Raw genomic sequence first — 13,595 nt, forward strand, 5'->3', positions numbered from 1 at the left:
GATGATATTTGTGCCTCAGGTTCATTAATGCTTTTCCACCTCAAGGGATAATCCCTCTTCCTGCTTTGAATTACACTACAATTAATTGAACAGTGATCGCCGGTGACGCCCGTCACATAAAGGCTAAACCAAATTCAAAACGAGTGAAAACTCGCCAACGTAATCAAGAAGGAATTGCGAATGTCTTCTGCATTTTACCAACAGATTCAACAGCAAATTGAAGAAGTGAAGGCTGAAGGTCTTTACAAAGCAGAACGTATTATTACGTCTCAACAGCAAGCCGCTGTGAAAATCTCAACCGGTGAAGAAGTACTGAACTTCTGTGCAAATAACTACTTAGGCCTTGCTAACCACCCTGCCCTGATTGAAGCGGGTAAAGCGGGCATGGACGAGCATGGTTTTGGCATGGCGTCAGTACGTTTTATTTGTGGTACTCAAGACATCCATAAGGAGCTAGAGCAGAAACTGTCAAAGTTCCTGGGTAAGGAAGATACGATTCTTTACACTTCTTGCTTTGATGCAAATGCTGGTCTGTTTGAAACCATTCTTGGTAAAGAAGATGCAATTATCTCTGACGCACTAAACCATGCGTCTATTATTGATGGTGTTCGTCTGTGTAAGGCAATGCGCTTCCGTTACTCAAACAACAACATGGAAGAGCTAGAGCAACAACTGATTGCGGCAAAAGAAGCGGGTGCTCGCCACATTCTAATCGTTACCGATGGCGTGTTCTCAATGGATGGCGTTGTCGCGAACCTTCCTGCTATCTGTGACCTGGCAGAAAAATACGGTGCATTGACCATGGTTGATGATTCTCACGCCGTTGGCTTTATGGGTAAGACTGGCGCAGGTACGCACGAATACCATGATGTCGTTGACCGTATCGATATCATCACAGGCACGCTAGGCAAAGCAATGGGCGGCGCTTCAGGCGGTTACACATCTGGTAAAGCTGAAGTGATCGACTGGCTACGTCAGCGTTCTCGCCCATACCTGTTCTCGAACTCTGTTGCTCCGGCAATCGTTAATGCGTCAATCCGCGTTCTAGACCTACTAGAAGAAAGTGGTGACCTACGTGACCGTCTGTGGGAAAACGCAGCGCATTTCCGTGCACGTATGGAAGCGGCTGGCTTCACCATGGGCGGTGCTGATCACGCAATCATCCCAATTATGCTCGGTGATGCGAAAGTAGCGGCTGAGTTCGCTGAGCGAGCACTAGAAAAAGGCATCTACGTCATCGGCTTCTCATTCCCTGTTGTGCCAAAAGGTCAGGCGCGTATCCGCACTCAAATGTCAGCGGCGCACTCTCGTGAGCAGTTGGATCGTGCGATCGACGCATTCATCCAAGTTGGTAAGGATATGGGCATTATTTAAGGCTTTTAGGTGCTAACGTTTAGCACCTATAGTTTGGGTTACATTATGAAAATTAGAGCATTATCAAAGCTAAAGCCTGAAGAAGGCATCTGGATGACCGAGGTGGAAAAACCTCAGGTTGGCCACAACGACATTCTGATAAAAATTAAGAAAACCGCGATCTGTGGTACAGACGTTCATATCTACAACTGGGATGAATGGTCACAAAAAACCATTCCAGTACCTATGGTTGTGGGCCACGAGTACGTAGGTGAAGTCGTAGCGATTGGTCAGGAAGTTCGTGGCTTTGAAATTGGCGATCGCGTCTCTGGCGAAGGCCACATTACTTGTGGTCACTGCCGTAACTGCCGTGGTGGTCGTACACACCTGTGTCGTAACACCATCGGTGTGGGCGTTAACCGTGAAGGTGCGTTTGCGGAATACCTGGTTATCCCAGCGTTCAATGCTTTTAAGATTCCAGATGAGATCTCTGACGATCTTGCATCGATCTTCGACCCGTTTGGTAACGCAGTACACACCGCACTCTCTTTCGACCTAGTTGGTGAAGATGTGCTGATCACGGGTGCTGGTCCAATCGGCATCATGGCAGCTGCGGTTGCAAAACACGTTGGTGCGCGTCACGTAGTCATCACAGACGTTAACGAGTACCGTCTGGAGCTTGCTCGTAAGATGGGTGTAACTCGTGCAGTAAACGTAGCAGAAGAGAAGCTAGATGATGTAATGGCAGAGTTGAACATGACAGAAGGCTTCGATGTTGGCCTTGAAATGTCTGGCAACCCTGCAGCGTTCAACTCAATGCTAACAACCATGAACCACGGCGGCCGTATTGCTCTGCTAGGTATTCCACCATCAGACATGGGGATCGACTGGAACCAAGTGATCTTTAAAGGTCTGGTTATCAAGGGCATCTACGGACGTGAGATGTTCGAAACTTGGTACAAGATGGCTTCACTGATCCAATCAGGTCTGGATCTGTCGCCAATCATCACGCACCACTACAAGATCGATGACTTCCAAGAAGGTTTCGACGTTATGCGTAGCGGTCAGTCTGGTAAAGTTATCCTAGATTGGGAATAACCTTTACCTTCTAAGTAAGAAAAGCGCTCCGAAAGGGGCGTTTTTTGTTTATACCCCAGATGTCCGGCGAAACATTAAAATGGAAAATATAGCCCCTTTTAGCGCCATATTTACGAGTGTAAGCCGTATTCTTAATCAATGAATCTTAATTAGCGATTTATCACAAAAAACCTGCCCCCACAAAGACGAACTGAACGGATGCTATCTCCAATACGTTTTTTCTAGCTCTGTTTGAGCGTTATCTAGCAATGCCATGAGTGTCTCTGCTTCTTTAAATTTACCCGCAATAATGGCTTGCCGTAATGCAACTTGTATAGCCTTTAATTTATCTAAGCCAGTTGGAGATTTCACAAGACGACGTAAACCTTCAGCTTGATCTATCGATCTGATGTTATTGTTCATTGCAGCTCCTATTTCGATGGAGAACGATATCTCTTTGAGTTTGATGAGAAAAAACTTCTGCTGAACAATTTACACACTCGTATTTTAAGTGCTTTTTTCGAAACACTTTTTCTATGAATGTTCGGTGTATTCGATTAAATACCGAACTCTTCTTACAAGAAGGGCACTTTGCATAAAGTTGCATGTTTTTTGGCCTGCTGACGAACGGACAGTAATTTATTCATACCTGCTTGGGTATGAAACTTAGTTATATGCATTAGAATAATCTGATATATGAATGTTTAGTGTGATACTCGCCCCATAATTTAACCTTGAACAGTATGACGGACCAACGTTGGAACTTAAATGTAGAAAGAAGACTTCTGTTTGGCTGGGGAGCTAATATTGACGTTCGTGTGCTCTATGGCTGAGTTGAGGTAAGTGATCCTAAGCGGGTAATAACTCCGGATGAGGATATCGGCTTCTTTACCAAGATCAGCTCAAAATATTTTCAGCAATTTTCTTGTCTATTGCCCATACTAAGTTAATGGTTACTTGTGGTTTTATGTGCAATTAATCAATTGGCCTATTTTAGAGCTAATAAAAGCGTTAAAACAAAACGGCTCTTGTGATGGTGATAGCAAGGTAAGTCATTCATAGTTCACCGAATATGAAGATCGAGAATATGAGTACAGGAATAGTTAAGTGGTTCAATGGGGATAAAGGATTTGGCTTCATTACCCCAGATGATGGCAGCAAAGATTTATTTGTCCATCACTCCGAAATTAAAATGAGTGGTTATAAATCGCTGAATGATGGTCAGAAAGTAGAATATGAAGTAGGGCAAGGGCAGAAAGGTCCGTGCGCGACTAACGTTAAGCCTCTATAAAACGAGCATTGAAACATAATTGGTCAGTAAGCAGGCTCATTAAGTGTCGCTATGAGTCTGCTTTTAGTGGATTTTTAACATAAGTCAGTTTAAAAACCTCGGTTTTTCCAGAACTGACCTTCGTCACGAGCGACGACTTTGAATGTTTTCTCGGCGATGATTTTACCTTCCATTTCCAGCATCATTCGCCATTCACCCAAGTTGCTTTCTAGTCCATTAATCGGGCACAGCAGCTGAATGGTATCTCCCAGATAAAAGTGCCAGTCATTGCTCCGTACATACACTTCACCATCAAAAGGCGCGAGTATTTTTCCTTTCTTGTTGATGATGCCCGGATGATGGATGCAAAACTGTAATAGTTGTCCTTTCGCTTTTTTAATATTGACGGTAAAGCCAAACTCAACCCCTTCATCGGCGGTCACGGTTTGGGTGAACGCTTTAATTTGAGGCAACTCTTTGGCTTTTGCATCCCAGTGGGAGTAAATCCCATAGGACGTCATTTCTATAACTGGAGTACGTTTTGCCACTCACTGGTTCTCGCTAATAAATTATGCCGCGATTTTACCAAATACCGGCAGGGCTTGAAACAACGCCAGACCCCCAATAAATCCATTCAAGGATTGACCTGATTATTGATGCAATATCTATTTCAGGCCTGTTGCCAGTTATGCAACGTTTAAAGTGAAGATGATTTCCAAGAGGGTTTCTACGTTTGATTTTTGTGACTTTCTGTGAACCTATAGCGGATGAGATAACTGTCAATTACACAGCGAGAGACTTTGCTACCAAAGTTTTTTTGCAATCAAAGTTTTCAGACTATTCCTACTGGATCTTATGCGATTAGTATAGCGAGGTTAAAAATACTTCGCTTGATGGAATAAGGTAAAACTATGAATAAGTCACTTACAGCGTTAGGTTTATCACTGGCATTAGTTGGTACAGCGCATGCAGCTAATTGGGGATATGAAGGCAACCATGGTCCTGAACACTGGGGAGAGTTTGCTTCTGAGTGTGCACAGGGGAAAAACCAGAGCCCGATTAATATACAGTCTGCGGTTCAGGCTGAGTTGGCCAAGCTGGAATTAGATTACAAAGGTAAAGCAATTTCACTAACGAACAATGGTCATACTCTACAAACGAGTTTAGAAGGGGATAACAACCTGCTTGTTGACGGGCAGTCATTTAACCTTAAGCAATTTCACTTCCATACTCCGTCAGAAAACCATGTAGATGGAAAATCCTACCCGTTAGAGGCGCACTACGTTCATGCTGATGACCAGGGGAATCTGGCGGTTGTTGCGGTATTCTTCGAGGAGGGTGATGCTAACCCAGCGCTAGCCAACTTGCTTGAGAGTGTTCCTGAAAAAGAGAATAACGTTACTATTCGTGCGCCCTTTGATGCGAGTGCTCTTATCCCGAGTGATAAAGACTATTACCGTTTCAATGGTTCTTTAACGACGCCGCCGTGTTCAGAAGGGGTACGTTGGTTAGTCATTAAAGAGCCGCAGACTATTTCTGGCCAACAAATCAAAAAGTTTGAAAAAGCAATGGGTGAGAACAATCGTCCGGTTCAAGCATTGAATGCGCGTCTGATTCTGACTAAGCAATAACGCCTGCTTAAACCATAATGTCAAAGCCCACTCAATCGAGTGGGCTTTGTATTGTTAAATCGTTACAAATCGTCGTCATCTTGTCCCGTTGCGTTGGCGATTTGAATTGGGTCCAGCTTAAGCGTTTGAGTTGGGAAGGCAATGTCTGCATCGTGCTCTTTGATAATAGAGACAACTTGCAGTAAAACATCCTGCTTCACCTCGTGGTAGCGGACCCAGTTGACGGTTTTCGTGAAGGTGTAAACAAAGAAGTTTAACGACGAAGGGCCAAAAGAATCAAAGTTCACTATTAGCGTTTGGCGTGCATCGATGTCTTTGTGAGTCTTCAGCATCTCTTTGACTGCAGTGATGATCTCCGGCACTTTTTCAGCATCATCATAGCGAAGGCCAATTTTTTCATAGATACGTCGATTGAGCATTCGAGATGGGTTCTCCACGACAATACTACTGAAAACCGAATTTGGTACGTACAGTGGGCGTCTATCAAATGTACGAATAATCGTCATGCGCCAGCCGATACGTTCAACGGTACCTTCGATCTCTCTGTCTGGCGAGCGGACCCAGTCCCCGACCTTAAATGGTCGGTCGAAATAGATCATCAAACCACCAAAGAAGTTAGACAGTAAATCTTTAGCGGCTAAACCCACGATCAAGCCACCGACACCACCAAATGTGAGCAGGCCAGATAGAGAAAGACCGAACGCCTGCATGATCGTGAGGATACCTAGTGTCGCGAAGAACAAGCGAGCCACTTTTGCGATAGCCTGTACCGTCGTTTCGTCACGTTTCTGATGTTCGAGTACGTATTCTTCTACATTGGTGATTAACCTCATTAAGGTCCAGACCAATATGCTGATGACCAAAATGAGCTTGAGTGTGCTCAGCCAGTCTATCTTGTCGTTTAGCTCGCTTTCTAAAATAATGCCGAGTGATACGGTTGCAGGCCAACACCAAATAAGTGTACTCACGGGCGCTTTTAGTGCCTGTAGCAGCATGTCATCCCAATGGAATTGCGTTTTTTCTACCAAAATGGCCAGGCGAGAGCGAATCAACCGCCAGGCTACCCAGGCTAAAAAGCTGGCAAGTGTGATGAAAAGAACGCTTCCGCTCCAATCCTGACTATGTGTCTGAACATAATTTTGCAGGTCGATAAACCACTGTGACATAAGTAACTTTATTTCGAATGAGTCTTGGTGAGAAAGGTAGCAGATATTAAACGCTCACCCCAGAAATTTAACAAAGATTGTATAGAACCCGCATTATGGTCAGTAAAGTGAGTCATATTAACTTACAGGACTTGAACGTTTAATTATAAGTTCTTTGACTTATCGCTAACATTAAGCGGAGGCAAGTGTGAGAGGGTATTGCCACTTAAAATTAGCGGAGGCAGATATGGAATTTAAAGAGCAGGATAGAATTGCGCTCTATAACATTTGGATGTCACAAAAAGCCAAAATGCACATTACTCAAATGGATATGGCGAAACGCCTTGGCGTAAGCTTGCATGAGTTTTCTGGCTTATTACGTGGTAGTTCACCCCTGACATTGGGTTTTGTAAAACAGCTATGCGAGCAGCTACATGTGCGCCCTAGTCAAGTGATTCCGACTCTAAATGAGCGAGAAATGTCTGCTATAGGTTCTGTACAACTGCAAAGCCGAGTAACGGTGGATGGCGATATTAGTAACGTGTTTATTGACGGCAACCAAGTGGTGATCGAATACGTCCATCAAGTTAGCTAGATTTCGTCGTCGTAATCACTATTAGAATGACACTTTCGCCATTGACGATGTTCTACAGCCCCTAGCTAATTAGCCATAAAAAAACGAGCCACTGATGGCTCGTTTTTGTTTCATATAGCGTTAATTTGGTATTTTCACTAATGAGTCTTGTGAAAGGTCGGCAATCGTTTTAGCACCAGTTAATGTCATCGCTACACGCATTTCTTTGTCGTACAGATCCAGCAGGTTCTCTACACCAGTACCACCTTGTGCAGCCAGTGCGTAAACAAAAGAGCGTCCCAGCAGCGTGCAGTCAGCGCCAAGAGCAAGCATGCGAACCACATCCAATCCAGTACGAATACCAGAGTCAGCAAAAATCTTAAGATCGCCTTTAACCGCGTCAGCGATACTTGGCAGAGCTTTAGCGGTAGAAAGCACACCGTCTAGCTGACGACCACCGTGGTTAGATACCACAATACCATCCGCACCAAAGCGTACCGCGTCTTTTGCATCTTCTTCATCGAGAATGCCTTTGATCACCATTGGACCATCCCAATAGTCACGAATCCACTCTAGATCTTTCCAGGAGATTGAAGGATCAAAGTTTGCACCTAGCCAACCAATGTAATCTTCTAACTTAGTTGGTTCACCACGGTAAGTGGAAATATTACCTAAATCGTGAGGTTTACCCAGCATACCGACATCCAGCGCCCAGCTTGGGTGGCGCATAGCCTGAAATACGCGGCGCATTGCGGCATTAGGGCCACTCATACCAGAGTGCATGTCGCGGTAGCGCGCGCCTGGTACTGGCATATCAACGGTGAAGACCAGCGTCGTTACCCCTGCTGCTTTTGCACGCTCTAGAACGTTTTTCATAAAGCCGCGGTCCTTTAGGACGTATAGCTGGAACCACATTGGACGTTCAATCGCTGGAGCCACTTCTTCAATTGGGCAAACGGAAACCGTAGACATGGTGAAAGGAATGCCTTTTTTCTCTGCTGCTTTTGCTGCCTGCACTTCGCCACGGCGTGCGTACATGCCCGTCAAACCAACAGGAGCAAGTGCGATAGGCATAGCAAGTTTCTCACCAAAGATCTCGGTTTCCAGGCTCAAATCAGCCATGTCACGCAGGACGCGCTGACGAAGTGCGACATCGCCTAAATCGTCAGTATTGCGCTTCAGAGTACGTTCATCGTAAGAGCCGCCATCAATATAGTGGAATAAAAATGGAGGTAGCTTGGCTTTAGCGGCTGCGCGGTAATCGGTAGAAGCAGATATAATCATAATTGTGTCCTAGCGTTTATTCTAAGCAAAGTAGTGGAGCATTGTTTCTCATCGCTACGGAGTAGCTGACGACATCAGAATAAGGGTTAACCAAGAATTACGACTATCAGATAGAGTAATTCAGGTAACCAATTTACATAATTGATTGAACAATCAGCGTTCAACTATTCAATCAGTTATACAAAAAGCGAGAAGGTGACACAGCTACCGGGGGTGATTTTCAGACTTAATAAGCCTTTCTTGGGTAGTGTTGCTCATAGCTGTGTCAAAATAGGGCAGAGCGGTGACACCCTGCGCTTTTGTTTACTTCATCAATATATCGGTTACATGGAATCCGTAAATCAGTACTAAACCGATGATGCCCGTCATTACAAGATAGTAGAATGTTGGGATAACGGTTTTACGTAGCGTCGCACCTTCACGTCCCAGCAGACCAACCGTTGCTGATGCCGCGACGACGTTGTGAATCGCAATCATGTTACCTGCCGCCGCGCCGACGGCTTGAAGTGCAACAACAATCACACTCGAGATAGATAGCGTTTGAGCGACTTCAAACTGGAATTGGCTGAACATCATGTTCGATACCGTGTTCGAACCAGCGATGAACGCGCCTAGTGCACCAACAGTAGCGCTCAATGCCGGGAATGCAGAGCCTACAAGGTCAGAGGCAAAGTTCGCTGTAGTTACCGGCATACTTGCAAGGTCAGCACCGTTGATACCTGAGTTGATAAAGATACGTACCATCGGAATGGTGAATACCAGTACGAAGCCAGCGCCAATTAATGTTTTGCTTGATTCACCGAATGCCTCACGAAGTGGTTTCGCACTGCAGTTTTGCAGTAGTGCTGCTAGTAGAGCAACAAACACCAGGATGCCACCAGGTAGGTAGAGTGGTTGGATCGCTGCACTAACGCCCGCTTCACCAAGAATATTGCTGAAAGATAAGCTGATGCTTTGCAGGAAGCCCTTGAACTCAGCGCTTACACGGCTAGCAACAAGAATCACAGCTAGCAATACATAAGGAACCCAAGCCATTGCGAGGCTCATTGGCTTACCAGCGTTATCTTGAATATTGATTTTAAGAGAACCTAACCACTCTGCAGGCCACTTGTCTTCGCTTTCAAAGTCCCATTTTGTTTTTGGTACCAGGAAGCCTTTTTTCGCTGCCGTTACCACAATTGAAAGACCAACTAGGCCGCCAATCAGAGATGGGAATTCAGGGCCCAAGAATACACCAGTTAGCGCGTAAGGAACGGTAAATGCGACACCAGCAAACAGCGCAAACGGCAGGATATCAAGACCCTCAGTCCAGCTTCTGTTTTTACCGAAGAATCGTGTTAACATCACAGCCATTAACACTGGAATCATAGTACCAACAACCGCGTGGATAACCGCTACGTGAGCAGTAATGTCCTGTAGGTATGCTTCCCATGAAGAACCTTGTGTTACCAATGTCTCGGTAATGTTATGTGAATCCAGTCCTTTATTGACACCGACAATGATCGGTGTGCCTACAGCACCAAATGACACAGGTGTAGACTGAATCATCATGCCCATAAGCACGGCTGCCATTGCAGGGAAGCCAATCGCAACTAATAGAGGTGCAGCAATCGCCGCTGGCGTGCCGAAACCAGAAGCTCCTTCGATGAACGAGCCAAAACACCACGCAATGATGATAGTTTGAACACGTCGGTCGGCAGAGATATCGGTAAAGCCGTTACGAATAGTCGTGATCGCTCCAGTGTGTTTTAAAGTGTTGAGCAAGAAGATGGCGCCAAACACAATCCAGAGAACAGATACGGTAATTCCTAGGCCTTGGAATATGGATGCCAGTACACGAGTTGCTGACATATCCCAAAACATGAGGGCAATAGCGACGGTTAGACCGAACGCAACAGGCATAGCTTTTTTTGCAGGCCAGTTGAGACCAACCAATAAAATGGCGGCAACAACAATTGGCGAAAATGCCACGAGGGCAAGTAGGGTTTCACTCATTTGTACATCCTTCGTTCGCAGACTGATTGAACGGTATGTTTCCGTTGTAGAGGCGACTTTTTGTTGTAATGGTTTTGTTGTGATCGTTTTGTTAACAGGGCGTGAATCTACTCCTTTATTTTTTTTAGATATAGGGAAATAATGAAAATGATTAATTCCAAAAGTGACATAATAAAATGAGAGCAGACGATTTAATCCTATTTTCTCAGGTGATTGAACTGGGGAGTTTTAGTAAGGTTGCTGAGGTAAATAACCTTACAAATTCGGTAGTTAGCAAAAGAATTGCCAGATTGGAAGAAGAAATCGGCGCGCAGCTATTATATCGAACAACACGTAAATTGACCCTGACGGAAGCAGGGAAGGTGTTATTACATAGTGCTAAAAATGTGAAGCAAGCCACTCAGGAGGCTATGGATGCGGTTGCAGGCTTTGGAGAGAATGTCAGCGGACATATCAAGATGTCTGTGCCCTCTATTTCTGGGGACTTGATTCTGGCTGATGCAGTCGCCGAATTTTGCAATCTTCATCCGGGGTTGACTGTCGATATGTCGCTTGATAATCGCTTTGTTGATCTCGTGGCTGACGGTTACGATCTGGTGATTCGCACCGGGTATCTTGAAGACTCCAGCTTAATTGCGCGCCATATTCTCGATTCTCAATGGGTCGTGTGTGCTTCCCCTTCTTATATAGCCAAAAATGGTAAACCAGTAGAACCGATCGATTTGACGCGTCATAACTGTTTTCAGTATGCCTATCAAACCACAGGTGCTTCCGATTGGGAGTTTAAGAGTGATGAAGGCAACTACATTGTTAAAGTGTCGGGCAGTTTTTCTACTGATAACGCTACCGCGCTTCGCAAAGCGGCCCTGGGTGGCCACGGTATCGCCTACGTACCAAGATGTTTGGTGTATCACGACTTTCGTAACGGCCAGCTGGTGGACATTTTCCCTGAGCTGGTGGGCAAAAAATTGGGTATTTATGCGGTATATCCGTTTACTCGCCAGCCACCCAACAAAGTGAAGTTATTAATAGAACACATTCGTGATCGTTACTTAGCGATTTCACATTATTTTTAGTGTTTTTCGGTCAATGCAAACTGCGTGTTAGATAGCAATTTAATAAATGTTTCAATCTTTTAGTTGAAATCAAACGTTAGCGCCCTAAGGTATGTGTTGAGAATTAGTCTCACTTAAAACTAAAACAAAAAAGTGGAGTAACACGGACGTTATGCATTACCCAAAAACTCGCAAAGATTCTATTGTGGACCGCTACTTCGGACACGATATCGCCGATCCTTATCGCTGGTTAGAAGATGATCGCAGTGAAGAAACCGCAAACTGGGTCTCCAGCCAAAACTCAGTGACTTTCGATTTACTCGGTCAGATCCCTTATCGCCAGAAAATTCGCGATCTGGTCGCTAGCAGCCAAAACTATGAGAAATACTCACAGCCATTTGTACGCGGTGAGTACACCTATTTTTATAAAAATGATGGTTTGCAAAACCAAAGCGTACTTTACCGTCGCAAAGGAGAAGGTGAGGCAGAAGTATTTTTAGATCCAAACACCTTTTCTGAAGAAGGGACCACTTCTCTTGGTGAAGTGAGCTTTTCAAAAGATAACCGTTTAGTCGCGTATTCCATTTCTGAAGGTGGCAGTGACTGGCGAAAGATCTTTGTGATTGATGCGGAAACTAAAGAACAGCTGGAACCAGAAATTGTCGACGCGAAATTCACCTCAATTTCCTGGTTAGGCAGTAAAGGCTTCTACTATTCCAGTTACGATAAGCCAAAAGGCAGTGAACTGTCGGCGCGTACTGAGCAGCATAAACTTTACTATCATGAGCTGGGAACTGCACAGTCTGAAGATAAAGTCGTGTTTGGCGCGTTGGACTCTCAGACACATCGCTATGTATTTGCTACGACGACAACAGATGATCGCTACTTAATTATCTCTGGAGCGGAATCAACTTCCGGCAACCGCCTGTTTTATATCGACTTGAACGCCGCAACACAAGAGATTGTGACCTTACGCGAAACCACACAAGGCGATACGCAGCTTATTGATAATCATGATGAAACTCTGCTGTTTTACACAAATCTTGACGCGCCAAACGGCAAAGTCGTCAGTTACAACACCCAAACTTCACAATGGGCAGAGGTCATCGCAGAGCAAGAGCAGCCATTAGAAATCGGCAAAGGCGGCGGTTATCTGTTTGCGACTTACATGGTTGATGTCCTGTCGAAAGTACAGCAGTTCAACTATCAAGGTGAATGGATTCGTGATGTTGAACTACCTAGCGAAGGCACAGCGTATGGCTTAGCTGGGAAGAAAGAACAAACGATGCTGTATTACACCTTCACTAATTACGTTACCCCTTCGACGATTTTCTCTTTTGATGTTGAGACTGGTGAATCGAAGCTGTATCAAGAATCTAAAGCACCGTTTGATCGTAACGAGTATGAGTCAAAGCAGGTTTTTTACACCTCAAAAGATGGCACACGAGTACCGATGATCATCTCCTACAAGAAAGGGACTAAATTCGATGGCAGTGCCCCGACAATGCTTTATGGTTACGGTGGTTTTAATATCAGTCTGACGCCAATGTTTTCAGGCAATATAGCTAACTGGCTCGAACTAGGGGGCATTTATGCGGTCGCCAATATGCGAGGTGGCGGCGAATATGGAAAAGCGTGGCACAATGCTGGCACTCAATTGCAAAAGCAGAATGTGTTTGACGACTTTATCGCCGCAGCTGAATATTTGATCGAGAACGACTACACCAGTTCAGAGCGCCTGGCGATTCGTGGTGGTTCGAATGGGGGGTTATTAGTGGGTGCATGTATGACTCAACGTCCAGAACTGTTCAAAGTGGCCCTGCCTGCTGTGGGAGTGCTTGATATGCTGCGTTACCACACCTTTACCTCCGGAGAGGGCTGGAAATATGATTTTGGTACGTCTGAGCAAAGTGAAGAGATGTTCCAGTATCTGCTTGGTTACTCGCCTGTACATAATGTGAAAGAGGGCGTGCAATACCCTGCAACGCTAGTGACTACTGCCGATCACGATGATCGTGTGGTGCCTGCTCACTCCTACAAATTCATTGCCGAACTGCAAGATAAACATCAGGGCGAAAATCCAGTATTGATTCGAATCGATGTCAATGCCGGGCACGGTGCGGGCATGCCACTGAGTAAACAAATTGACCTCACTACGGATGTATACGCATTCACGTTGTACAACATGGGAATTGAGTCTGTATAACAGCC

12 protein-coding genes are annotated in these 13,595 nt (G+C 45.1%); 7 read left to right on the plus strand and 5 right to left on the minus strand.

From position 1 onward, the window contains the following. The first annotated feature begins 180 nt into the window (after nucleotides 1-180). Both RXX31_RS12145 and tdh read left to right on the plus strand, forming a co-directional pair. On the plus strand, nucleotides 181-1,374 hold the full coding sequence (locus tag RXX31_RS12145; RefSeq protein ID WP_264908326.1) for a glycine C-acetyltransferase: 1,194 nt from the start codon (nucleotides 181-183) through the stop codon (nucleotides 1,372-1,374). A 45-nt stretch (nucleotides 1,375-1,419) separates the two neighbouring features. Continuing rightward, nucleotides 1,420-2,451, plus strand: a complete 1,032-nt coding sequence (gene tdh / locus RXX31_RS12150) for an L-threonine 3-dehydrogenase (protein WP_317589662.1) — start codon at nucleotides 1,420-1,422, stop codon at nucleotides 2,449-2,451. 201 nt (nucleotides 2,452-2,652) lie between these two features. On the opposite strand, the gene RXX31_RS12155 is transcribed toward tdh, so the two are convergent. After that, on the minus strand, nucleotides 2,653-2,853 hold the full coding sequence (locus RXX31_RS12155) for a hypothetical protein (protein ID WP_317589663.1): 201 nt from the start codon (nucleotides 2,851-2,853) through the stop codon (nucleotides 2,653-2,655). A gap of 664 nt (nucleotides 2,854-3,517) precedes the next feature. On the opposite strand from RXX31_RS12155, the gene RXX31_RS12160 reads away from it, so the two are divergent. Further along, a complete protein-coding gene (locus RXX31_RS12160) occupies nucleotides 3,518-3,721 on the plus strand; it encodes a cold-shock protein (protein WP_317589664.1) in 204 nt (67 codons plus the stop codon). A gap of 89 nt (nucleotides 3,722-3,810) precedes the next feature. Here RXX31_RS12160 and RXX31_RS12165 read toward each other — a convergent pair whose 3' ends face one another. Beyond that, a complete protein-coding gene (locus RXX31_RS12165; protein ID WP_317589665.1) occupies nucleotides 3,811-4,248 on the minus strand; it encodes a DUF3859 domain-containing protein in 438 nt (145 codons plus the stop codon). A gap of 363 nt (nucleotides 4,249-4,611) precedes the next feature. Here RXX31_RS12165 and RXX31_RS12170 point away from each other — a divergent pair, with 363 nt between their 5' ends. Beyond that, a complete protein-coding gene (locus RXX31_RS12170; RefSeq protein WP_317589666.1) occupies nucleotides 4,612-5,331 on the plus strand; it encodes a carbonic anhydrase in 720 nt (239 codons plus the stop codon). A gap of 62 nt (nucleotides 5,332-5,393) precedes the next feature. On the opposite strand, the gene RXX31_RS12175 is transcribed toward RXX31_RS12170, so the two are convergent. Continuing rightward, nucleotides 5,394-6,497, minus strand: a complete 1,104-nt coding sequence (locus tag RXX31_RS12175; RefSeq protein ID WP_317589667.1) for a mechanosensitive ion channel family protein — start codon at nucleotides 6,495-6,497, stop codon at nucleotides 5,394-5,396. Between the two features lie 226 nt (nucleotides 6,498-6,723). On the opposite strand from RXX31_RS12175, the gene RXX31_RS12180 reads away from it, so the two are divergent. Continuing rightward, nucleotides 6,724-7,071, plus strand: coding sequence for a helix-turn-helix transcriptional regulator (locus RXX31_RS12180; RefSeq protein ID WP_317589669.1), 348 nt, complete (start codon nucleotides 6,724-6,726; stop codon nucleotides 7,069-7,071). A 120-nt stretch (nucleotides 7,072-7,191) separates the two neighbouring features. Here the strand turns inward: RXX31_RS12180 and lldD are convergent, their stop codons facing one another. Both lldD and RXX31_RS12190 read right to left on the minus strand, forming a co-directional pair. After that, on the minus strand, nucleotides 7,192-8,334 hold the full coding sequence (gene lldD / locus RXX31_RS12185) for an FMN-dependent L-lactate dehydrogenase LldD (RefSeq protein WP_317589671.1): 1,143 nt from the start codon (nucleotides 8,332-8,334) through the stop codon (nucleotides 7,192-7,194). Nucleotides 8,335-8,637: 303 nt separating this feature from the next. Next, nucleotides 8,638-10,329, minus strand: a complete 1,692-nt coding sequence (locus tag RXX31_RS12190) for an L-lactate permease (protein ID WP_317589673.1) — start codon at nucleotides 10,327-10,329, stop codon at nucleotides 8,638-8,640. Nucleotides 10,330-10,505: 176 nt separating this feature from the next. On the opposite strand from RXX31_RS12190, the gene RXX31_RS12195 reads away from it, so the two are divergent. Beyond that, nucleotides 10,506-11,405, plus strand: a complete 900-nt coding sequence (locus tag RXX31_RS12195; RefSeq protein WP_317589674.1) for a LysR family transcriptional regulator — start codon at nucleotides 10,506-10,508, stop codon at nucleotides 11,403-11,405. A gap of 151 nt (nucleotides 11,406-11,556) precedes the next feature. Beyond that, nucleotides 11,557-13,590: a prolyl oligopeptidase family serine peptidase gene (locus RXX31_RS12200; protein ID WP_317589675.1), complete on the plus strand. Its 2,034-nt coding sequence runs from the start codon at nucleotides 11,557-11,559 to the stop codon at nucleotides 13,588-13,590. Nucleotides 13,591-13,595: the final 5 nt, after the last annotated feature.

Source organism: Vibrio sp. EA2, from assembly GCF_033042495.1.
GTDB lineage: Bacteria > Pseudomonadota > Gammaproteobacteria > Enterobacterales > Vibrionaceae > Vibrio.